This is a genomic window from Paraburkholderia sp. GAS32, assembly GCF_050434225.1.
GTDB lineage: Bacteria > Pseudomonadota > Gammaproteobacteria > Burkholderiales > Burkholderiaceae > Paraburkholderia > Paraburkholderia madseniana.
Genome location: NZ_JBNPVS010000010.1, coordinates 114,071 through 135,876 on the forward strand (window position 1 = coordinate 114,071; position 21,806 = coordinate 135,876).

13 protein-coding genes, 1 tRNA gene and 1 pseudogene are annotated in these 21,806 nt (G+C 61.8%); 7 read left to right on the forward strand and 8 right to left on the reverse strand.

Translation table 11 applies throughout. The annotated features are described in order from the left end of the window. The first annotated feature begins 244 nt into the window (after nt 1–244). Together P3T25_RS14860 and P3T25_RS14865 are read left to right on the forward strand one after the other, a co-directional pair. Nucleotides 245–532, forward strand: a complete 288-nt coding sequence (locus P3T25_RS14860) for a hypothetical protein (protein ID WP_154566144.1) — start codon at nt 245–247, stop codon at nt 530–532. Between the two features lie 127 nt (nt 533–659). Further along, nucleotides 660–736 (forward strand) — tRNA-Met (locus tag P3T25_RS14865). A 92-nt stretch (nt 737–828) separates the two neighbouring features. On the opposite strand, the gene P3T25_RS14870 is transcribed toward P3T25_RS14865, so the two are convergent. Next, nucleotides 829–1,527, reverse strand: a complete 699-nt coding sequence (locus tag P3T25_RS14870) for an aspartate/glutamate racemase family protein (RefSeq protein WP_154566145.1) — start codon at nt 1,525–1,527, stop codon at nt 829–831. A gap of 214 nt (nt 1,528–1,741) precedes the next feature. Here P3T25_RS14870 and P3T25_RS14875 point away from each other — a divergent pair, with 214 nt between their 5' ends. Next, entirely contained in the window at nt 1,742–3,043 is a 1,302-nt protein-coding gene (locus P3T25_RS14875; protein ID WP_154566146.1) for an amidohydrolase family protein, read from the forward strand. Nucleotides 3,044–3,218: 175 nt separating this feature from the next. Here the strand turns inward: P3T25_RS14875 and P3T25_RS14880 are convergent, their stop codons facing one another. After that, nucleotides 3,219–5,327: a M3 family metallopeptidase gene (locus P3T25_RS14880; protein WP_429358317.1), complete on the reverse strand. Its 2,109-nt coding sequence runs from the start codon at nt 5,325–5,327 to the stop codon at nt 3,219–3,221. A gap of 332 nt (nt 5,328–5,659) precedes the next feature. Between P3T25_RS14880 and P3T25_RS14885 the strand changes: the two genes are divergently transcribed. Further along, the gene (locus P3T25_RS14885) at nt 5,660–6,760 is read left to right on the forward strand and encodes an acyltransferase family protein (RefSeq protein WP_154566148.1); all 1,101 of its coding nucleotides are present in this window, start codon (nt 5,660–5,662) and stop codon (nt 6,758–6,760) included. A 112-nt stretch (nt 6,761–6,872) separates the two neighbouring features. On the opposite strand, the gene folD is transcribed toward P3T25_RS14885, so the two are convergent. The 5 genes and pseudogenes from folD to fixL form a co-directional block, all read right to left on the reverse strand. Then, the gene (folD, locus tag P3T25_RS14890) at nt 6,873–7,733 is read right to left on the reverse strand and encodes a bifunctional methylenetetrahydrofolate dehydrogenase/methenyltetrahydrofolate cyclohydrolase FolD (protein WP_154566149.1); all 861 of its coding nucleotides are present in this window, start codon (nt 7,731–7,733) and stop codon (nt 6,873–6,875) included. Nucleotides 7,734–7,976: 243 nt separating this feature from the next. Next, nucleotides 7,977–8,918, reverse strand: coding sequence for a DUF2950 domain-containing protein (locus tag P3T25_RS14895; RefSeq protein ID WP_429358318.1), 942 nt, complete (start codon nt 8,916–8,918; stop codon nt 7,977–7,979). A gap of 20 nt (nt 8,919–8,938) precedes the next feature. Next, nucleotides 8,939–10,250: pseudogene (locus P3T25_RS14900) on the reverse strand (DUF3300 domain-containing protein). A gap of 498 nt (nt 10,251–10,748) precedes the next feature. Beyond that, on the reverse strand, nt 10,749–11,393 hold the full coding sequence (fixJ, locus tag P3T25_RS14905) for an oxygen response regulator transcription factor FixJ (RefSeq protein ID WP_011488992.1): 645 nt from the start codon (nt 11,391–11,393) through the stop codon (nt 10,749–10,751). Then, nucleotides 11,390–13,906 carry an oxygen sensor histidine kinase FixL gene (fixL, locus tag P3T25_RS14910; RefSeq protein ID WP_154566152.1) on the reverse strand — a complete coding sequence of 839 codons (2,517 nt, stop codon included), beginning with the start codon at nt 13,904–13,906 and terminating at the stop codon, nt 11,390–11,392. Before fixL ends, fixJ begins: the two co-directional genes overlap by 4 nt. A 275-nt stretch (nt 13,907–14,181) precedes the next feature. Here fixL and aceE point away from each other — a divergent pair, with 275 nt between their 5' ends. The 3 genes from aceE (at nt 14,182) to lpdA (ending at nt 20,662) form a co-directional block, all read left to right on the forward strand. Next, nucleotides 14,182–16,878, forward strand: coding sequence for a pyruvate dehydrogenase (acetyl-transferring), homodimeric type (gene aceE / locus P3T25_RS14915; RefSeq protein ID WP_154566153.1), 2,697 nt, complete (start codon nt 14,182–14,184; stop codon nt 16,876–16,878). A gap of 86 nt (nt 16,879–16,964) precedes the next feature. Beyond that, complete coding sequence (gene aceF, locus P3T25_RS14920) at nt 16,965–18,617, forward strand: dihydrolipoyllysine-residue acetyltransferase (RefSeq protein WP_429358319.1); 1,653 nt, start codon at nt 16,965–16,967, stop codon at nt 18,615–18,617. Between the two features lie 269 nt (nt 18,618–18,886). Beyond that, complete coding sequence (lpdA, locus tag P3T25_RS14925; RefSeq protein WP_154566155.1) at nt 18,887–20,662, forward strand: dihydrolipoyl dehydrogenase; 1,776 nt, start codon at nt 18,887–18,889, stop codon at nt 20,660–20,662. A 334-nt stretch (nt 20,663–20,996) separates the two neighbouring features. On the opposite strand, the gene P3T25_RS14930 is transcribed toward lpdA, so the two are convergent. Next, nucleotides 20,997–21,569: a phasin family protein gene (locus P3T25_RS14930; protein ID WP_054038013.1), complete on the reverse strand. Its 573-nt coding sequence runs from the start codon at nt 21,567–21,569 to the stop codon at nt 20,997–20,999. Between the last annotated feature and the right edge of the window lie 237 nt (nt 21,570–21,806).

A 21,806-nucleotide genomic window follows, 5' to 3' on the forward strand; every position in this document is an offset into this window, starting at 1 on the left:
TCTTGCTGGGCAAGGCTTTGTGGGGCACTGACCCCGCGTTCCGCTTTGTTTTTGCTTCAGCGACGACCCGTCTGGCGACCCGGATTCGGATTGGCAGGATCGGGGCGATTCCGATAGTCCCGCATCTTATCGCGCGAGGCGAGCGACGGTGAAAATTGCCCCGGCGGCCGTCGAAAATAAAAGCCCGACGCCGTCATGCCGCGGCGTATAGTGGGATCACCTTTACGCGCATCGGGAATGCATCATGGCCCAACTATATCCAGCCCTTTATAAGGACTTCGAAGTGCATCCGCTGGTGTTTTCGCGGCAGTTCGACAAGTTCGACGGTCACAAGCGTCATGCCGAAGGTTACGACGTGGCGGTACGTGTATGCCGGCCGGGCGCGATCAGCGGCTCGAAGGCAAGCCGCGTGTTTCGTCTGGTGCTGCCGTCCACGTTCTCCGATTTCGGCGTGGCGAAACGCAGCGCGAGCCAGTACGGCGCGGACATCATCGACGGCAAAGTGGACGGCGCGACGGTCGAGGATCTCTGAGTCGCCTGCTCATGCGCCGCATTCACTTGCTGCACGAGTGTGGACACGCGACGGGCACCTCATTTGAAATTATTTGATCCGATTGTTTGACGTCTCGCGAACGGCCCTATATACTCTTTTTCTCTGACGCGGGGTGGAGCAGTCTGGCAGCTCGTCGGGCTCATAACCCGAAGGTCGTAGGTTCAAATCCTACCCCCGCAACCAAGCATTGTTGAAAGCCCGCTAGCGCAAGCTACGCGGGCTTTTTAACTTCTGCCGTCTGCTCACATGCGTGCATGCGCCACGCGCGCTTGCATTCACTCCGACTCGATCGCCCAGTCCACCGCCGCTTGCGCATGCAATGCGGTCGTGTCGAACACGGGTAGCGCCGAATCTTCCGGCTTGATCAGCAAGGTGATTTCCGTACAGCCGAGAATCACCGCCTGCGCACCCCGCGCGGCAAGTGCTTCGATCACACGTTGATATACCGCACGCGAGGCGTCATTCACTTTGCCGTGGCACAGTTCGTCGTAGATGATGCGGTGCACATCCGCGCGTTCGGCTTCATCGGGAATCAGCGTCTCGAGGTCGTAGCGTTCGCGTAAGCGCCCTGTGTAAAACGTCTGCTCCATCGTATAGCGCGTACCCAGTAAGCCCACCCGCGTGATTCCTGCGGCGCGCAGCGCGTTGCCGGTCGGATCGGCGATGTGCAGGAAGGGCACGCCGATCGCCTGTTCGATCGATTCATACACGCGATGCATGGTGTTGGTCGCCAGTATCACCAGGTCGGCGCCGCCGCGTTCGAGTTGGCGTGCGGCGTCGGCCAGCTGATCGCCGAGCGCGGTCCAGTTGCCGGCGCGCTGGTTGGCCTCGATCGGCGCGAAATCGACCGTCAGCATCAGGCTGCGGGCGTTGTGGTGGCCGCCGAGGCGCGCCTTGGCGTGGCGGTTCAGGAGCCTGTAGTACTCGGTGGACGACTCCCAACTCATTCCGCCGATCACGCCGATGGTTTTCATGGTCTTGCTCCGTTGGTGGATGATGCAGGCGGTTGCGTGTCGAATGCCGGGCATCGAACGTGTGGAAAGTCGAGTATAGGCGGGCGTTGTCATTCGTAGCCGGTACGGATTGCTTTCCGCCCGCCGGTACGGCGTCTTGCTAAAACGCCGGCACGCAATTTCTGACGCCGATAGAATCGCAATCAGTCAAAGAGCGGTCAACAGGGAGCGAATCATGGATCTGATCATCCGCCGAGCGATGCTGCCGCCGGGCGCCACATCACAGCACAAGCAGCACAAACAGCCGGTCGACATCGGCATCGAAGCGGGCCGTATCGTCGCCGTCGAACCGAATCTGGCCGCGAGCGCGCACGAAGAAATAGACGCCGCCGGGTCACTCGTCACGCCGCCATTCGTCGATCCGCATTTCCACATGGACGCGACGCTGTCGTACGGTCTGCCGCGCGTGAACGCGTCGGGCACTTTGCTGGAAGGCATCGCGCTGTGGGGCGAACTGAAGCCGGACCTCACGCAGGAGGCGCTGATCGAGCGCGCGCTGCAGTACTGCGATTGGGCTGTCGCGCGCGGTCTGCTGGCGATTCGCAGCCACGTGGATGTGTGCGATCCGCGCTTGCTCGCGGTCGAGGCGCTGCTCGAAGTGAAGCGTCGCGTCGCGCCTTATCTCGATCTGCAACTGGTCGCGTTTCCGCAGGACGGCGTCTTGCGCAGCGCCGGCGCATTCGAGAATCTCAAGCGTGCGATTGCGATGGGCGTCGACGTGGTCGGCGGGATTCCGCATTTCGAACGCACGATGGCCGACGGCGCGCAGTCCGTGCGCATGTTGTGCGAGTTCGCGGCGGAGCAGGGCTTGCGCGTCGATATGCATTGCGACGAATCGGACGATCCGATGTCGCGCCATATCGAAACGCTCGCAGCCGAAACGCACCGGCTCGGCTTGCATGGGCGCGTCGCCGGTTCGCACCTGACTTCGATGCATTCGATGGACAACTACTACGTCAGCAAGCTCTTACCACTGATGCGCGAGTCGGGCGTCGCGGCGATCGCCAATCCGTTGATCAACATCACGCTGCAGGGTCGCAGCGACACGTATCCGAAACGGCGCGGCATGACACGTGTGCCGGAGATGATGGCAGCGGGCATCAACGTCGCGTTCGGCCACGACTGCGTGATGGATCCGTGGTACAGCCTCGGCTCGGGCGACATGCTCGAAGTTGCGCACATGGGTTTGCATGTTGCGCAGATGACGGGCGTCGACGGTATGCATGCGTGTTTCGACGCGGTCACGGTGAATGCCGCGCGTATTCTCGGACTGGAAGGCTACGGCGTCACGCCGGGTTGCGCGGCGAATCTCGTGCTGCTCGACGCACGCGACCCGGTCGAAGCGATCCGCTTGCGCGCCGCGCGGCTCGCGGTGGTGAGTCGCGGCAAGGTGGTGAGCCGCGCGCCTGCTGCGCGCGCGGCGTTGTCGCTGGAAGGGCGTCCTGCCGAGGTGGATTTCAAATTGCATCGCGGTTAGCCGCCGTGCACCGTTCGCGACATACGCGCGAATGGAAAATGCAGGTGCTTGCTCATGAAAAAACACCCCGCATCGTTGGACGGGTATCCAACGATGCGGGGTGCAGTTCAATCACCGGATTTTTAGCCGATGTCGGCGTTTATCTACAACGCCGCCGAATGCTTCAACGCAAGATTCAATGCGTCGCAGCAGGCGTCATGCCATTGTGGCGTAGCAGCGCATCGATACTCGGCTCGCGGCCGCGGAACGCCTTGAACGATTCCATCGCGGGACGGCTACCGCCCACTTCCAGAATCTCCTTGCGATAACGCATGCCGGTTGCCTGATCGAGCACACTGCCGCTCGCGGCTTGTGCGGCTTCTTCGAACGCGGCATACGCATCGGCGGACAGCACTTCAGCCCACTTGTAGCTGTAGTAGCCCGCTGCATAACCGCCCGCGAAAATATGGCTGAACGTATTCGGCCAACGCGAGAACGAAGCTTGCGGCACCACGTGGAAACGCTCGTTGATCTCGCTCGCGAGTTCAGTCGCGTTCTTCGTGCCGGACGCATCGAAACCGGTGTGCAGTTGCATGTCGAACATCGAGAACACGATCTGGCGCAGCGTACCTAGACCGCTCTGGAAATTCTTCGCTGCGAGCATCTTGTCGAACAGATCACGCGGCAGTGGCTTGGCGGTGTCGACGTGTGAGGTCATGTCGCTCAATACGTCCCACTCCCAGCAGAAGTTCTCCATGAATTGCGACGGCAGTTCGACCGCGTCCCACTCGACGCCGTTGATGCCCGACAGGCCCAGTTCATCCACACGCGTGAGCATGTGATGCAACCCGTGGCCGAACTCGTGGAACAGCGTGATCACTTCATCATGCGTGAAGCAGGCGGTCTTGCCGCCGACCGGCGCTGAGAAGTTGCAGGTCAGATACGCCACCGGCGTTTGCACGCTGCCGTGCGTGTGCTTGTGACGGCCACGCGCATCGTCCATCCATGCGCCGCCGCGTTTGCCTTCGCGTGCATACAGATCGAGATAGAACTGGGCGACGAGGCCGCCGTCCTGATTCTCGACGCGGAAAAAGCGCACGTCCGGGTGCCACACGGCTGCTTCGTCGCGACGGATGCGCACGCCGAACAGCGTTTCGGTGACCTTGAAGAGACCCTTGAAGACGGTGTCTTCCGGGAAGTACTGTTTGACTTCGTTCTCGGAGAACGAATAGCGCTTCTGACGCAGACGTTCAGCGGCAAACGTCATGTCCCACGGTTGCAGGTCGGCCATGCCGAGTTCGTTCGCTGCAAATTCGCGCAGTTCCTTCCAGTCCTGTTCAGCGTGCGGGCGTGCGCGCGTGGCGAGGTCTTCGAGGAAGGCCATGACCTGCGCCGGCGACTCGGCCATCTTCGGCGCGAGCGAGACTTCGGCGAAGTTGTTGTAGCCGAGCATGTGCGCTTCTTCGGCGCGCAGCTTCAACTGATCGGCGAGCACGGCCGTGTTGTCCCATTCCGGCTTGCCGTTGCCATATTGCGGGCCGAGTTCCGACGCGCGCGTCACATACGCGCGGTATATCGTTTCGCGCATCGCGCGATTTTCCGAGTACTGCATGATCGGGAAATACGATGGGAAGTGCAGGGTGAATTTGTAGCCGGTTTTGCCCTCGCGTTCGGCCGCTTCCTTCGCGGCTTCGATCACGTCTTCCGGCAGGCCGGCCAGTTGCGCTTCATCGCCGGCTTCGACGATATAGGCGTAAGCGTTGGTCGCATCGAGCACGTGATCCGAAAACGCTTTCGACAACCCCGCCTGCTTTTCCTGCAATTCGGCGAAATGCGGCTTCTGGTCTTCCGGCAATTCCGCGCCCGAGAGGCGGAAATCGCGCAGCGCATTGCCGAGGATCTTCTTGCGCTCGCCGGTCAGCGACGAAAAATCGCTGCTGGCGTGCAGTGCCTTGTACTTCTCATAGAGCGCGAGATTCTGGCCGACGCTCGACCAGAACTCGGTGACGCGCGGCAGATTCTCGCCGTACACGGCGCGCAGTTCCGGCGTATCCGCCACGGCGTTCAGATGGCCGACCACGCCCCAGGCGCGCGACAGCGGTTCGGTTGCGCGTTCGACCGGCTCGACCACATCGGCCCAAGACGCGGGCGTAATGGGCTGGGCGGCGCGTTCGACCGCGGCGGCCGCATCGGTGAGCAGGATATCGAGGGCGGGTGTGACGTGTTCGGGGCGGATTTCGCCAAAGCGCGGCAGGTCGGAGAAATCGAGGAGCGGATTGTCGTGCTTCGAGGGGGTAGTGGACATAAGGCTTCCTGTCTGACGCGGGTGAACGGGTAATCGGTGCATCGACGGGCGCGCGATGGCGCCCCAATGACACTCCATAGGGACATTATTGGGGCAGGGCGCGCCGATTCCAATCCGTCGGTAGACAAATTATCAGATGTCGCGTGACTGTGCCCGGAGGAGCGAATCCGGAATGCGGTTCAGACGGTGGCAATGCGCTAGCTGGTTGCCGCTGCTTGAACCGCTCCCGCTGTGCCGCGACGCTCTGTGGGAAAGCGAACGGTGCAAATTGCTGCCATGCCGCATTCTGGCGTGTCTGCACCCGTTAGTGACGCTTTCTGTAAGAGGTATCGATGAACCCGCTTTCGCACGCTCTATCGCGCAACGGTAACAACTTCGATCTCGTGCGGCTCCTTGCCGCCATCGCCGTGGTGTATGGCCATTCGTATCTGCTGCAGGCACCCGACGGCACGACGGATTGGGTCCAGAATGCGCTCGGCTTCGATGGTTTCGGCGCACTCGGCGTCTATGCGTTTTTTCTGCTGAGCGGCATGCTGGTGACCGCCAGTTTCGACCGGCAACGTTCGGTGCCTCGTTTCGCCGCGTTGCGCATCGCGCGCCTGTGGCCGGCGGTGGCGGGCGGCTCGCTGGTGACGGTGTTCATCCTCGGGCCGCTGTTGACGACGCTGCCGCTGCGCGACTATTTCGCCTCCGGCATGACGTGGGCCAACCTCGACAACTTTTCCACCATCGTGCTGAAAACCGGCTGGGCGCTGCCTGGCGTGTTTGAACACAACCGCTTTCCCGTCGACGTCTGCGCGCCGCTGTGGACGTTGCCGCTCGAAGTGCGCTGCTATCTGATCGTGATGGTGACCGGCATGCTGGGGTTGCTGTCTAGCGCGCGCGGCGTGGCGCTGGCGGCGGCGCTCGGGTGCGCTGCCTTCGTTCTGCGCGTGCATCTGCCGCATCTGCAGATCGGCCTGCGCGACTTCAGCGAAACGCCCGGCGGCTATTCGTTCTGGCCGGAACCGTTTTTCATGCTGGGAATGCTGCTGTACGGCTGGCGCGAACGGCTCGATATCAACGGCCTGACCGCGCTCGCGCTGGCGATGGTGTTTCTGGTGTTCCGCGACACGGCGGGCGCTCAACCGCTGTTCTATCTGGCTTTCGCATACGGCGTGCTGTGGGTGGGCGCGACGCCGCTCCTGCGGCGCTTCGTGCCGCGTCACGACTACTCGTATGGGATTTATCTGTACGGCTTCATGGTGCAGCAATGCGTCGCGAATATCGCGCCGCAGTTGAGCCATGTGACGGCGGTGCTGATCGCCGCGCCGTTCATCGTGCTGTGCGCGGCGCTGTCGTGGCACTTCGTTGAGCGGCCGGTGCTGAGGTGGTGCCGCGAGCGTCTTGCGCGCCGGTCAACGACGCTTGGCGCGGGGATAGCGACGCGGTGAGTGTCCTGTTTGGCGCCGATGTCTGCCACCGGCACTTGCTGCCCTGGTTTGACGCCGGAGTTTGAAGGTTTGCATGCCGGCGAAATCACTTCGCCGGCATGAGCCATCAGCGTTACGCCTTTGCTGCCGCTTCGCGCTCGGCGGCTTCGATCGTGTTGACCAGCAGCATCGTGATGGTCATCGGACCGACGCCGCCCGGCACCGGCGTGATGTAGCCGGCCACTTCCTTGACGCCTGCGAAATCGACGTCGCCGCACAGCTTGCCGGCTTCGTCGCGATTCATGCCGACGTCGATCACAGCCGCACCCGGTTTCACCATGTCTGCCGTGAGAATGTTGCGCAGGCCCGTGGCGGCGACCACCACGTCGGCGTTGCGGGTATGGGCAGCCAGATCGCGCGTCTTGCTATGGCAGATCGTGACGGTCGCGCCCGCTTCGAGCAGCAGCAGCGCCATCGGCTTGCCGACGATGTTCGAGCGGCCGATCACCACCGCATTCGCGCCTTGCAGCGGAATCTCGTAGGCCGCCAGCATTTTCATCACGCCGTACGGCGTGCACGGGCGGAACAGCGGGCGGCCGGTCATCAGCGCACCGGCGTTGGCAACGTGAAAACCGTCGACATCTTTTTCCGGGGCGATCGCCTCGATCACCTTGTGGCTGTCGATATGCGGCGGCAACGGAAGTTGCACCAGAATGCCGTGAATCCGCGGATCGTGGTTCAGTTCGTCGATGCGTGCCAGCAGTTCGGCTTCCGGCAGATCGGCCGGATAGCGGTCGAACGACGAACCGAGGCCGTTGTCATTACACGCCTTGACCTTGTTGCGCACATAGACTTCGCTCGCTGGATTGTCGCCGACCAGCACCACGGCGAGGCCCGGCTGATGCCCGCGGGCGGTGAGGGCTGCGGCGCGCGTGGCGACTTCGGCGCGCAGGGACTTGGAAAGGGCTAGGCCGTCGATCAGTTTGGCAGTCATGGTCGGTCGAGATGGGCGGTTTGGAAAGCGGAGCAGGGCGCAGGCGCGCGTGCGCGGCACGTGCGATGGCGCTTTTCACCGGAAACGGGTCGGCACGTGAAAAGCGTGCGGCGCGAATCAGAGATAAGCAGCGCTGCAAAGTCCGACATTATACCGGCCCGGCATGGCGTGCCATGTACGGATTCCGGGTGAGCGGGCGCGCCGGAATCCGCGATGCCTCCAACCGTCGAGCGACTTCTCCCGCTACTCCTGCACCGGCTGCCAGCTATCGTCCGGGTCGAACGATTTAATGGCGGCCGCGGCACGCGCGGTTTGCGACCCGAGGTTCTTCTGATAGACCTGACCGTCCTGATTGACGATAAAGCTCATCACGCCGGTCTTGCCGTACTCGGCCGGCGAGGCGATCAGACCAAACCCTTTGGTCAGCACGCCGTTTTCGACGTAGTTCTGCGCGCCCCCCTTCGCGTGCGCACCTTGCGCCGTCAGGATCCGGTAGTGATAGCCGTGGTAGGCCTCTTTCGGCAGGGTGCCGTTGGGCATGGTGGCGGCGAGCGGTCCGAGCGGGCTTTCCGTTTCGCCGGGCGCCGTCGCCCAATACAGGCCGTCATGCTGGCCCTGCGTACTGACGAAGCGCTGTGCGTAGTGCTGGGTCAGGTTGTGGTAATCGTTTTGTGCGTCGAGGTAGGCGAGCGAGGTGAGGATCGCCGCGTGTTCGTTGCGTCCGATGCGGCGTGTCAGCATCTCGTCCTGCGCGGCGGGCGGATCGAAACGCCAACCCTTGCCAGCTTGCACGAGCGGAATCGGCAAGATCCAGCCACTGTCGCCGACCGCCAGATGCGCGGTTGCGCGACCCTTGCTCTTCGCTGGGTCCTCGATGATCTGATGCCCCTTCGACCAAGCGCCGAGGAACTGGTAGATGTCGTCCTCGCCGATTCCTTCGGAAGGAATGTAGCGATGAAAATCGTTGCCGAGTACGTGTTTGAGCGCACCTTCGTCGTTGCGGGCCAAGGCGTCGACGAACGCACTGGCTGCTTCGTCGGCAGTGGGATAGATCGCCTGCGCGTGGGCGGCGGTCGTGCCGAGCAGCAATACCGGCGCCACCAGCAGGGTGCCGGTCGTGCCGAGGGCGACGGCGAGTGTCAGAACGTGGGCGCGCAAGGCGCCGCGTGGGAATAAGCGAATCATCAGGGACTCCTCTTGATCGTTCAACGGTTGCGGCCGAGGGGGCGCTCACCGCCGCCACCGCCCAGTCTGCCGCCACCAGCGCCGCCACCGCCGCCGCGCTGGACTCCGCCGCCGTTTGCACTGAGACTGGCGCCCGTGCGTTGCTGACCGCCGCCGTTGGCGCCGAGGCCGCCGTTGCTGGAACGGTTCGCGGCCGCGTTGCGGCTCGCCTCGCCGCGCTGCGTGTCCTGCCGCGCGGTGTTCCCGTCACCGGCCCCGCGTAACGCGTTATCGCGGTTGGCGTTCTGCGCGCGGTTTTGCAGATCGGCGTTCTGCGTGCCGCCCTGGTGGATCCCTTGCACGCGCTGGCTCGCGCTGCCGCTCAGGTTCTGGCCGGTGCGGTTCTGCAAGGTCTGCTGCGCCTGGGCGCGGGCGGCGTCGTCACGGCCGCGATAGGCATCGTGCTGCGCACTGCCGAGGTTGTTGTTGACGTTGCGGTTGACGTTCGTGTTGTTGACGTTGCGGTTGACGTTGGTGTTGCGGTTCCAGTTCGTCGTGCTGCTATTCACGTTGATCTGGTTGTTCACATTGATGTTGTTGTAATGGTTCACGTTGATGTTGACGTCGTGCGTGTTCCAGTTGAAGCCACCCCACAGCGAATTGGCAACCGCGACACCGGCGCCGAACGCAAGGCCGGTAGCGAAACCGGTAGCGATTGCATAACCGGGCGGCGGCGGCACATACACGGGCGGGTAGGCCGGATAGGGCCATGTCCCATAGACGACAGTCGGGTTATAGGTACGGCACGTACACCACTTGCGGATTGGCCGGCACGATCTGAATCGTGCTTTCCTCGACCACGACCTTCTGCTGCGAGCTCGTCTTCAGATTGCCCGCGGCCTGCGCCTGTTTGCGCAGGCGTTGCACGGAGTCCATCACGTCATTCGACTGACCCAGAAAGGCCGTGCCGAGTTGCGAGACCCAATCGGGTTTCGACGCCATCGTCGCGAGAACCTGAGGGAAGGCGACGAGTGACTGCACGCTCGGGTCCCAAGGCTCCGACGCGACCGCTTTGACGGCGTCGTCGCCTTGCAATTTCGAGTTTGCTTTCGACCATGCGGCCGCGGCCTGCACGTCTTGTGGGAAGGTGGCGGCCATCAGCACCTGCGCAAGCAGTGCGTCGGGATAGAGCGCGATGGGCGCGGTCAGCGAATCGAGTTGCTGGTTCGACATCTTCGCGGCGCTTTGCGCATAGACCGCGCTCGGCATGGCCAGACCGGCGAAGAGTGGCGCGCCCACAAGTGCGGCGCAAACAAGCAACACACGCGAACGGTGTGTTCCGGATCGTTTCACGATGAAATCCTCCCGGCTGCGTTAGACGCGCGAAGTCGATGAGCAGCGCATGCTGCGTTGCTTCGGCGCGATGGAATGGAGAAGGAAGCGAATAAAGGTCGGCTCAGCTTCGCTTGAACCGTTCGATACGACAGATGCCTCAGCAATGCGGCCGAACCGCTTTAACTGATTTGCGCCGCACGGCGACGCCGCATACGACAACGACAGCACACTTGTTCTGCGTTCATCGGGCATCAAAGATTCCTGTTGAGGAGTTCTTTGTAAATTAAGGGGCGCAGCGAAGCTTGTCAATCTTGTCAGAGGAAAGAAGTTATTGCTGCGCAGCGTAAGCGTTTGCTGAGTAATGCGTAATGATTAGCGGATGTGCCGAGCCATGCCGCGCGTCGCTGTCGCGAAGCGGGAGAAGGGAGGAGAGGGGAATGGAACAGACCGGACTAGTCGACAGTCCGGCCGTTGAACCGCAATAGCGAGCCGCGGGCTGTGCCGCGGTCGTTAAGTTTATTGCGCCGGTTGCGGCTTGTTCGACAGCGCAAGTCGCAGCAGGTCGGCGACCGTGTTGACGTTGAGTTTTTCCATGATGTTCGCGCGGTGCGCTTCAACCGTCTTGATGCTGATGCCGAGGTCGTCGGCGATCTGCTTGTTCAGGCGGCCGGCGATGATGCGTTCGAGCACCTGATGTTCACGCGCGGTCAGCTTGCCGAGACGTTCTGCCGCAGCGCGTTGCTGCTGCACGCTGGTGCTTTCGCTGCGCGCCTTGTCGAGCATGCGCTCGACAAGCTTGCGCAGTTCGGCTTCGTCGAACGGTTTTTCGATGAAGTCCATGGCGCCTTTTTTCATCGTCGACACAGCCATCGGCACATCGCCGTGGCCCGTCACGAAGATGATCGGCAGCGACGCGTTGTCGGCGATCAGGCGTTCCTGCAACTCGAGCCCGCTCATGCCGGACATCCGCACATCGAGAATCAGACAAGCGATCTGGCCCGGATGCGTATGCGGCTGCCATGCGTCGATAAACTGCTCGGCGCTGGAGAAGCATTGCACGCGGTAGCCGTTCGCCTCCAGCAGCCAGCGCAGCGAATCTCGCACGGCCTCGTCGTCGTCGACGACAAAGACAGTTTCCTGTGTGGTGACTGGGCTGTTCATAGCTCTCCCGTAACGGTTTGTGGTGTCGGCGCCTCTGACCCGCCGTTGCTCGGGCCGTCAGGCTCTCCAATAGGCAGACTGCAATGGAACGTGGCGCCTGTGATGTGGCCGTCAGATTCGACGTTGTTGACCACCCACAGACGGCCGCGGTGCGATTCGATAATCGAACGGCAAATATTCAGCCCCATGCCCATACCATCGGACTTGGTGCTGTAAAACGGTTCAAACAGACGCTCGGCTGTCGCTTCGTCGACACCCGGTCCCTGGTCGACGACGCTGATGCAGACAAACCCGCTTTCCAGTCGCACGACGACGCGAATCACGGGGTCGACCGCATTCGGACGCGCATCGTGCATGGCCTCGACGCCGTTCTTCAGCAGGTTGACCAGCACCTGCTCGATCAGCACCGGGTCGACGTAAATCACCGGCAGGCGCGAGCGCAGATCGGTCACGATGCGAATCTTGCGCTTGCGCGCTTCGAGTTCGGCGAGACCCACGGCATCGGCGACGATATCGGCCACGCGCGTAGCCTGGCGTTTCGGCTCGCTGCGTTTCACGAACTCGCGAATGCGCTTGATGATCATGCCAGCCCGCACTGCCTGTTGGGCGGTTTTCTCGAGCACGGGCAGAAGATTGTCAGGCGTCGTTCGACCGGATTTAACCAGTGCCACGGTTCCAGAGCAATAGTTATTGATCGCGGCGAGCGGCTGATTCAGTTCGTGCGCGAGCGACGAGGCCATTTCGCCCATCGTCATCAGGCGGCTGGTGAACTGCAGCTTCTCATCCTGCTGGCGCGAGAGTTCCTGAGCCTGCTTGCGGGTGGTGATGTCGGTCGCGATCTGCATTTGCGCGAGGTGGCCGTCCACCCACTGGATGTACTGGCGGCGTACTTCGAACCATTTCTGAATGCTTTGCACGTAGACTTCCTGCGCGTCGGCGGTGCTTTCGGTCAACGCGGCAGCCGGCAGACCCGCATAGGCATCCACCATATCGATCGAATCGGACGACGCCTGTGCGCTATCGAACCCGCCGCCCGCCAATTCCAGATGGCCGTCCGGGCGAATGCCGAACAGGTGGCGGTAGTAGCGGTTGGCGAACAGCAATTCGGCTTCGTCGGCGGCCAGCACGGACACGGCGGCGTCGAGACTTTCCAGCACGGTCGTGAAGCGTTCGTGTGCGGCGGCGAGCTCTTCGCGCGCGCGCTTCGGTTCGGTGATGTCGGTCATCGACGACATCCAGCCAGTCTGGCGGCCCGAGCTGTCGATCAGCGGCGACACATAGAGGCGCGCATGGAAGAGCGAACCGTCCTTGCGGCGCACCCGCAATTCGAAGCCCGAAGAGGGGGCTTTGCCGCGCAGCGTCATGTCGAGCTGGCGTTGCATCTCAGGGTAGGCGTCGCGCGGCCAGTAAGCGAACGGCGCGTTCTTGCCGACCAGATCGCTTTCGTCCCAACCGGTCATGCGGCAAAAGGCCGGATTGACGTGAGTGATGCGGCCGTGCATGTCGAGCACGCGCATACCGATCAGCACCGAGTTTTCCATCGCGCGCCGGAAGAAGGCTTCGGCGTAGAGCGCCTGCTGCGCCTCGAAACGTTGCCGCGTGTGCTTCCACAAACTCCACAGACTCCACAACACGAAGCACGACAGGCCGGCCACCAGCCAGACCAGCGTGTTGTTGGTGAAGTTGGTCATCTGCGGGAACGCGTAGACGCGTACCGAGACGCCCTGGCCCGGCGGGTCGAGCGGCAGATCGTAGAACATGTCGCGCGGCAGGCGCGGGCGGGTCGACGTGGTGGTCAACTCGCGGTTGTTCACGTCGATGATCGAGATTTTGTATTTCGCCGACAACTCGGGCGGAATGTCGTGCTTCAGGATGCCTTCCACGGAGAACACGGCGGCAATCGTGCCGAGGAAGTCGCGGTCGCGGTAGACCGGCGTCTGCAGCGTGATGTAGCCGTTGCCGAGGTCGTCGTAGATCAGCGGCGAGTACACCTGGCGGCGCGTATTGCGCGCCTCGTTGAAGGCGGCTTTGACGGCCTCGTCCATCTGCGCGTCGTTCGGCTTGGCGAGACGCTGGCCGAACACGGGGAGTGCGGTATTGGGCCAGCGCGGCTGCTGCAGGCTCGTGTACCAGTTCATGTAGAGGATCTCGGGATGCCCCTGCATGATGTCCGTGGTGGACACCTGGAATGAATGCGGATCGGCGTGGCCGGCGACGAGATCGCGGGCGAGGGCCTGAATCTGTTCCTGCGCGCCCGTCATGGACAGGCGGATCTGCTGCTGCGCCCACGCGACGTTACGGTAGAGCGTGTCTTCCTGTTGCTGCTGTTCGCGCCGGTTCAGGCTCCACAGAATCAGGCTCATGACGACCAGGAAAACCAGGATCGACAGCAGCGGCGTGAGCAAATAGGAGTTCGACCACCACGGTCCGTGGTGCCAGCGGGAGGACGGCGTCGAATCCGCCGGCGAACCAGCGGTGCGCGCCGAGCGAGCGAAAAGCCGTTCGGTCAACATGCGTGGCATTGTAGCGCAGCGAGTCACTAGCAAATGGCGCAAAAAAGCGCTGAAAGAACCGTTATTCGGCGCAAACTAGCCGACGTATCCGTCGATCGGCAGTCAAATCAGGTTGCGCCGCAACAATTTTCCGCATTATGAGAATCGATCTCGTAATTCGAAAATTTTGTTGCGCGGACGTCGGGACCCCTTTTACAATCGGCCGAAGCTGCCGCGGTCGTGCTTCGTCCGCGTCGTCTGTTCAAAGAGCGTTCCTCTATATCCAGGAGACGAGCATGTCCGCTGTACCCGACGAAGTCATGAAATATGTCGCTGCTGAAAAAGACGACGATCCCCAGGAAACCGGCGAATGGCTGGAAGCGCTGGATGGCGTGATTTCTGCTGTGGGCCCCGATCGCGCTCACTACCTCATCGAGAAACAGATCGAATTCGCCCGCGTACATGGCGAACATCTGCCGTTCTCTGCAAATACCCCCTACATCAATACGATTCCTGTTTCGCGTCAGGCGCCGATTCCCGGTGACCAGGACCTCGAACACCGGATTCGCTCGTACACGCGCTGGAACGCCATCGCCATGGTGCTGCGCGCGGGCAAGGACACGAACGTCGGCGGCCACATCGCCTCGTTCGCGTCGGCCGCCACGCTGTACGACGTCGGCTACAACCACTTCTGGCACGCACCGTCCGCTGAACATGGTGGTGACCTCGTGTTCGTGCAGGGCCATTCGTCGCCGGGTGTGTACTCGCGCGCGTTCCTGCTCGGCCGTCTGACCGAGAACCAGCTCGACAACTTCCGTCAGGAAGTGGGCGGCGAGGGCATCTCGTCGTACCCGCACCCGTGGCTGATGCCGGACTTCTGGCAATTCCCGACCGTCTCGATGGGTCTCGGCCCGATCATGGCGATCTATCAGGCGCGCTTCATGAAGTACCTGCAGGCGCGCGGCATTGCGAAGACCGAAGGCCGCAAGGTCTGGGCCTTCCTCGGCGACGGCGAAACGGATGAACCGGAATCGCTCGGCGCAATCGGCATGGCCGGTCGCGAACGCCTCGACAACCTCGTGTTCGTGATCAACTGCAATCTGCAGCGCCTCGACGGTCCGGTGCGCGGTAACGGCAAGATCATCCAGGAACTCGAAAGCGAATTCCGCGGCGCCGGCTGGAACGTCATCAAGGTCGTCTGGGGCAGCCGCTGGGATGCGCTGTTCCAACGCGACAAGTCGGGCGCACTGATGCGCCGGATGATGGAAGTCGTCGACGGCGAATATCAGACGTACAAGTCGGAGTCGGGCGCGTATGTTCGCGAACACTTCTTCAATACGCCTGAATTGAAGGCGCTGGTTGCCGAGTGGTCCGATGAAGACATCTGGAACCTGAACCGCGGCGGCCACGATCCGCACAAGATCTACGCAGCGTTCTCGGAAGCTTCGAACTCGCAGGGCCAGCCGACCGTCATCCTCGCGAAGACGATCAAGGGCTACGGCATGGGCGAAGCCGGCCAGGCGATGAACATCACCCACCAGCAGAAGAAGCTGCATGTCGATCAGCTGAAGAAATTCCGCGATCAGTTCCGTCTGCCGATCCCCGACGAAGACCTCGTCAACGTGCCGTACCTCAAGTTCGAAGAAGGTTCGAAGGAACTCGAGTACATGCGCGCTCGCCGTCAGGACCTCGGCGGCTATCTGCCGGCGCGTCGTCAGAAAGCCGAGTCGCTGCCGGTGCCGGCGCTCGACGCGTTCGAGCCGCTGCTGAAGGGCACGGGCGAAGGCCGTGAGATCTCCACGACGATGGCGTTCGTGCGGATCCTGAACATCTTGCTGAAAGACAAGGCGCTCGGTAAGCGCATCGTGCCGATCGTGCCGGACGAGTCGCGTACCTTCGGTATGGAAGGCCTGTTCCGCCAGATCGGTATCTGGAATCAGGAAGGCCAGAAGTATGTGCCGGAAGATTCCGACCAACTGATGTTCTACCGCGAATCGGAAACCGGCCAGATCCTGCAGGAAGGGATCAACGAAGCTGGCGGTATGTGTGACTGGATCGCAGCCGCGACGTCGTACTCGACGCACGGCGAGATCATGATCCCGTTCTACATCTTCTACTCGATGTTCGGCTTCCAGCGTATCGGCGATCTGGCATGGGCGGCGGGCGACATGCGTTCGCGCGGCTTCCTGCTGGGCGGCACGGCTGGCCGCACGACGCTGAACGGCGAAGGTCTGCAACACGAAGACGGCCACTCGCTCCTGTGGGCGGCATCGGTGCCGAACTGCATCAGCTACGACCCGACGTTCGGTTATGAACTTGCAGTCATCATGCAGGACGGTCTGCGTCGCATGGTTGCTGACCAGGAAGACGTGTACTACTACATCACGGTGATGAACGAGAACTACGAGCACCCGGCGATTCCGCAGGGCGATGCCGTAGCGGCCGACATCATCAAGGGTATGTACTCGTTCAGGAAGGCCGATGCTGATAAGAAGGCACCGCGCGTTCAACTGATGGGTGCAGGCACGATCTTTAACGAAGTGATCGCCGCTGCTGATCTGCTGAAGAACGACTGGGGCGTCGCTGCCGACCTGTGGAGCGTGCCGAGTTTCACCGAACTGGCTCGCGAAGGTCACGAAGTGCAGCGCTGGAACCTGCTGCATCCGACGGAAGAGAAGAAGGTCTCGCACGTCGAGAAGCTGCTGAAGGATGCACAAGGTCCGGTCATCGCTTCGACCGACTATGTGCGCGCGCTGACCGAGCAGATCCGCGCGTTCGTGCCGCAGAAGTTCGTCGTGCTGGGCACGGATGGCTACGGCCGTTCGGACACGCGCGAAAAGCTGCGTCACTTCTTCGAAGTCGACCGCTACTGGGTCACGGTTGCCGCGTTGAATGCACTGGCAGATGAAGGCACGATCGAACGCAAGGTCGTCGCCGAGGCGCTCAAGAAGTACAACCTTGATCCCGCCAAACCCAACCCGATGACCGTCTAAGGCATCATTCCCCGTGTGCCACGGCGTGCGCGCCTGCTCCTGATCGACAGGAGCGGGCGGCGTGCGCGGCCCAGGAGACACTAACAATGAGTCAAGCGATCGAAGTCAAGGTGCCGGACATCGGCGATTACAAGGACATTCCTGTGATCGAGGTGCTGGTGAAGGCGGGTGACACCGTCGAGAAAGAGCAGTCGCTCGTTACGCTGGAATCCGACAAGGCGACCATGGACGTGCCGAGCTCGGCCGCCGGCGTCGTCAAGGAAGTGAAGGTCAAGGTTGGCGACAACGTGTCGGAAGGCTCGCTGATCGTCGTGCTGGATGGCGCGGGCGCGGCTGCTCCGGCTCCGGCGCCTGCCGCTGCACCGGCTCCCGCAGCGGCCCCGGCTGCTGCGCCTGCCTCGGCGCCGGCTGCGAGCGGCGGTGGTCTGCAAGAAGTCAAAGTGCCGGATATCGGCGACTACAAAGACATCCCCGTGATCGAAGTCGCGGTGAAGGTCGGCGATCGCGTCGAGAAAGAGCAGTCGCTGGTGACGCTCGAATCCGACAAGGCGACCATGGACGTGCCGAGCTCGGCCGCCGGCGTCGTCAAGGAAGTGAAGGTCAAGGTCGGCGATAACGTGTCGGAAGGCTCGGTCATCGTCGTGCTGGAAGCGGATGGCGCGGCTGCACCGGCTGCGGCTGCCGCACCTGCTGCCAAGCAGGAAGTGCTCGAGAAGCCGTCGGATGCGCCGGCTGCTCCTTCGCCCGCGCCGGCTTCGCCGTCAGCGCTTGCACAAGCGCCGCTGATCCAGGCTGGTGAGGGTGGCGCTCGCCGTGCGAGCCACGCTTCGCCGTCCGTGCGCAAGTTTGCGCGCGAACTCGGCGTCGACGTGACGCAGGTGCAGGGCACGGGGCCGAAGGGCCGTATTACGCAAGCGGACGTGACCGGCTTCATCAAGGGTGTGATGACGGGTCAACGCGCTGCACCGGCAGGTGCTGCTGCGCCGGCTGCCGCGGGTGGCGGCGAATTGAATCTGCTGCCGTGGCCGAAGGTCGACTTCACCAAGTTCGGCCCAGTCGATCCGAAGCCGTTGTCGCGCATCAAGAAGATCTCGGGTGCGAACCTGCATCGCAACTGGGTCATGATTCCGCACGTCACGAACAACGACGAAGCGGACATCACCGATCTCGAAGCGCTGCGCGTGCAGTTGAACAAGGAAAACGAAAAGGCCGGTGTGAAGTTCACGATGCTGGCGTTCGTGATCAAGGCGGTGGTTGCTGCCTTGAAGCAGTTCCCGACGTTCAATGCGAGCCTCGACGGTGACAACCTGGTGTTCAAGCAGTACTTCCATATTGGATTTGCTGCCGATACGCCGAATGGTCTGGTCGTCCCGGTGATTCGCGATGCGGACAAGAAGGGTTTGATCGATATCGCGAAGGAAATGACCGAGTTGTCGAAGGCGGCGCGTGACGGCAAGCTGAAGCCGGATCAGATGCAAGGCGGCTGCTTCTCGATTTCTTCTCTTGGCGGTATTGGCGGTACGAACTTCACGCCGATTATCAATGCGCCTGAAGTCGCTATTCTCGGTTTGTCGCGTGGCGCGATGAAGCCGGTTTGGGATGGCAAGCAGTTTGTGCCGCGTCTGATTCTGCCGCTGTCGTTGTCGTATGACCATCGGGTGATTGATGGTGCTGCGGCGGCGCGGTTCAATGCGTATCTGGGTGCGATTCTTGCCGATTTTCGGCGTGTGATTCTTTGATCGGATGACGGTTGCGCGGGGCGCGGGTTTGGTTCGTTTTGTCTGTTATCCGCGTCCTTCTGTAGAACCTGCTTTCTTAGTGGTCTATTAGCGTTGCCCCTGTGCGGGGCGGCACCTACTTTTCTTTGTCTTCCAAAGAACAGTAGGCAAAAGAAAGGCGCGTCCTTGGGCGGACAGCAAAGGAAGTTTCTGTTCGCCGCGTTGCCGGCTTTTAGGCTGCTTTTTTTTGGTTCTTCGTCTCATCACGATCAATAAGAGAAGGGGACACTATGAGTCTCGTCGAAGTAAAAGTGCCGGATATCGGTGACTTCAAGGACGTCGATGTCATCGAAGTCAATATCAAACCGGGCGATGTCATCGAGAAGGAGCAGGCGCTGATGACGCTCGAGTCCGATAAGGCCTCCATCGAAGTGCCGAGCGATACCGCCGGCACCGTCAAGGAAGTACGCGTCAAAGCCGGCGACAAAGTCTCGCAAGGTACGCTCATCGCGCTAGTTGAAACGTCTGCGGACGCAGCGCCGGCTAAGGCGCCTGAGAAGGCGCCCGCTCCGGCAGCAGCGCCTGCACCGGCGCCTGCGCCTGCGTCCAAAGCGGCAGCGCCCGCGCCGCAAGCCGGTAGCTTCTCCGGCAACGCGGATATCGAGTGTGACATGCTCGTGCTCGGTTCGGGTCCCGGCGGTTACTCGGCTGCGTTCCGCTCGGCCGACCTCGGCATGAAGACGGTGCTCGTCGAACGCTATTCCACGCTCGGCGGTGTCTGTCTGAATGTCGGTTGTATTCCCTCGAAGGCGCTGCTGCACACGGCGCTCGTTATCGACGAAGCGGAAGCGCTCGGCGCGCATGGCATCACGTTCGGCAAGCCGCAAATCGATCTCGACAAGCTGCGAGACTTCAAGTCGGGTGTCGTCAAGAAGCTCACCGGCGGTCTCGCCGGCATGGCCAAGATGCGCAAGGTCGAAGTCGTGACGGGTACCGGCTCGTTCGTCGATCCGTATCACATGGAAGTGCAGACCGAAGGCGGCAAGAAGGTCGTCAAGTTCAAGCAGGCGATCATCGCCGCAGGCTCGGAAGCGGTGAAGCTGCCGTTCATTCCGGAAGATCCGCGTGTGGTCGATTCGACCGGCGCGCTCGAACTGCGTCAGATTCCGCAGCGCATGCTGGTGGTCGGCGGCGGCATCATCGGGCTCGAAATGGCGACGGTCTACGCCACGCTCGGCGCACAGATCGACGTGGTCGAAATGCTCGACGGTCTGATGGCCGGCGCGGATCGCGATCTGGTCAAGGTCTGGGAGAAGTACAACAGCAAGCGTTTTGCCAACGTCATGCTGAAGACCAAAACCACCGCGGCGGAAGCGAAAGACGACGGCATCTACGTGTCGTTCGAAGGCGAAAAGGCCCCGGCCGAAGCGCAACGCTATGACCTCGTGCTGGTCGCCGTCGGCCGGTCGCCGAATGGCAAGAAGATCGGCGCGGACAAGGCAGGCGTGGCTGTAACGGATCGCGGCTTCATCGACGTCGACAAGCAGATGCGCACCAACGTGCCGCATATCTTCGCGATCGGCGATATCGTCGGTCAGCCGATGCTCGCGCACAAAGCAGTGCACGAAGCTCACGTCGCCGCTGAAGTGGCTCACGGCGAGAAGGCGTACTTCGATGCGCTGCAGATTCCGTCGGTGGCCTACACCGATCCGGAAGTGGCGTGGGCCGGCAAGACGGAGGATCAGCTAAAGGCCGAGGGCGTCAAGTACGGCAAGGCGGTGTTCCCGTGGGCAGCGTCAGGCCGCGCGATCGCCAACGGCCGCGACGAAGGCTTCACCAAGCTGCTGTTCGACGAAGAAACGCACCGCGTGATCGGCGGCGGGATCGTCGGTTTGAACGCCGGCGACCTGATCAGCGAAGTGTGCCTCGCAGTCGAAATGGGGGCGGACGCAACGGATATCGGTAAGACGATTCACCCGCATCCGACGCTCGGCGAATCGATCGGTATGGCCGCAGAGTTGTACGAAGGCGTCTGCACCGACTTGCCGCCGCAGAAAAAGAAGTAATGCTGCTGAACCCGCCTGCATGCAGGCGGGTTCGAGGAAGCGGATGCAAAAAAACGGCGCGCCCCGCAAAGGGCGCGCCGTTTTTCTTATGCAGCAAGCAGCGTAGAGCGTTTGACGCGAAGCAACGCATGCGACATGCGCCGCGCGTCTCAGGCGGCGGGAAAAAAAATCCCGGCCTTTCGCCGGGCAAACGATACGCTATTCAACGTATCGGAGCGTTCGGCCAGATGAAACCGTGTGAGCGGCAACGGCACGACGCTGTTGCTTGCATGTTGTTGCTGCAATCGCGCCAGCCCTGCCGTGAGGCGGGCCGGCGTGATGTGCGGCTTGAAACTTAGACTGCCTTCTTTGCCGAGCGCGATGCTTGTGCAGCGGCTTGCGATGCTGCCTTCGATGCGGCCGTTGCGGCTGCATTGAAGTTGCTTTCGGCGATTTCGACAGCTTGCTTGGTTGCCTTGTGGACCGTTTCGTACGTGGTGTTGGCGGCGGTGATTGCCGACTTCAGCACGGCGACGGCGGTTTCCGAACCGGCCGGGGCATTCTTCGCAACGTTTTCGACGAGCGACTGGACCTTGCGGTTTTGCTCTTCGAATTGGGCTTCTGCGACGCGGGTGAATTCACCTTGCGTTGCCGAAACGATCTCATACACGTGACGGCCGTACGACAGCGCCTTTTCAGCCACCGGCTGTGCGAGGCTAGCTTGCAGTGCCAGCAGTTCCTGCGCGTCCTTCACTGACAGTGCGCGTTGGGCATTTTCCTGGCTTTCCGCGAGCGTCGATTTCACGACTTGCAGGTTCAGTTCAACCAGCTTTTCGACGCCTTCAAATGCTTTGGTCGTCAGGCCGAACAGCGTTTCAAAGTTGGCTTTCTGGGCTGCAGCGAATTGCTCAGGGGTCAGCAGAGTCATGGTTTACGCTCCTGGATCGCGGTCTGTCTGTGCGGACCGCATTGGGTTGGTGGCGAGACGCTCTCAGATCGTCTCCCCGGACCGCGATGTTTTGTGCATCGCAGCAATGGTTCCCATTTTAGGATGGTGTTAACGAATGTCAAGTGTTTTTTGTGCGTCGCACAATGTTAAGAAATTACTGATAAAACAATATGTTATGCAGTGGGCATGACATTCGTTTGACGCAAGTTGATTTGT

Coding starts and splice junctions, on each gene's coding strand:
- P3T25_RS14930 (WP_054038013.1), bottom strand. CDS start 21,569: ATGACTCTGCTGACCCCTGAGCAATTCGCTGCAGCCCAGAAAGCCAAC.
- fixL (WP_154566152.1), bottom strand. CDS start 13,906: ATGTTGACCGAACGGCTTTTCGCTCGCTCGGCGCGCACCGCTGGTTCG.
- lpdA (WP_154566155.1), top strand. CDS start 18,887: ATGAGTCTCGTCGAAGTAAAAGTGCCGGATATCGGTGACTTCAAGGAC.
- folD (WP_154566149.1), bottom strand. CDS start 7,733: ATGACTGCCAAACTGATCGACGGCCTAGCCCTTTCCAAGTCCCTGCGC.
- P3T25_RS14870 (WP_154566145.1), bottom strand. CDS start 1,527: ATGAAAACCATCGGCGTGATCGGCGGAATGAGTTGGGAGTCGTCCACC.
- aceF (WP_429358319.1), top strand. CDS start 16,965: ATGAGTCAAGCGATCGAAGTCAAGGTGCCGGACATCGGCGATTACAAG.
- P3T25_RS14895 (WP_429358318.1), bottom strand. CDS start 8,918: ATGATTCGCTTATTCCCACGCGGCGCCTTGCGCGCCCACGTTCTGACA.
- fixJ (WP_011488992.1), bottom strand. CDS start 11,393: ATGAACAGCCCAGTCACCACACAGGAAACTGTCTTTGTCGTCGACGAC.
- P3T25_RS14860 (WP_154566144.1), top strand. CDS start 245: ATGGCCCAACTATATCCAGCCCTTTATAAGGACTTCGAAGTGCATCCG.
- aceE (WP_154566153.1), top strand. CDS start 14,182: ATGTCCGCTGTACCCGACGAAGTCATGAAATATGTCGCTGCTGAAAAA.
- P3T25_RS14875 (WP_154566146.1), top strand. CDS start 1,742: ATGGATCTGATCATCCGCCGAGCGATGCTGCCGCCGGGCGCCACATCA.
- P3T25_RS14885 (WP_154566148.1), top strand. CDS start 5,660: ATGAACCCGCTTTCGCACGCTCTATCGCGCAACGGTAACAACTTCGAT.
- P3T25_RS14880 (WP_429358317.1), bottom strand. CDS start 5,327: ATGTCCACTACCCCCTCGAAGCACGACAATCCGCTCCTCGATTTCTCC.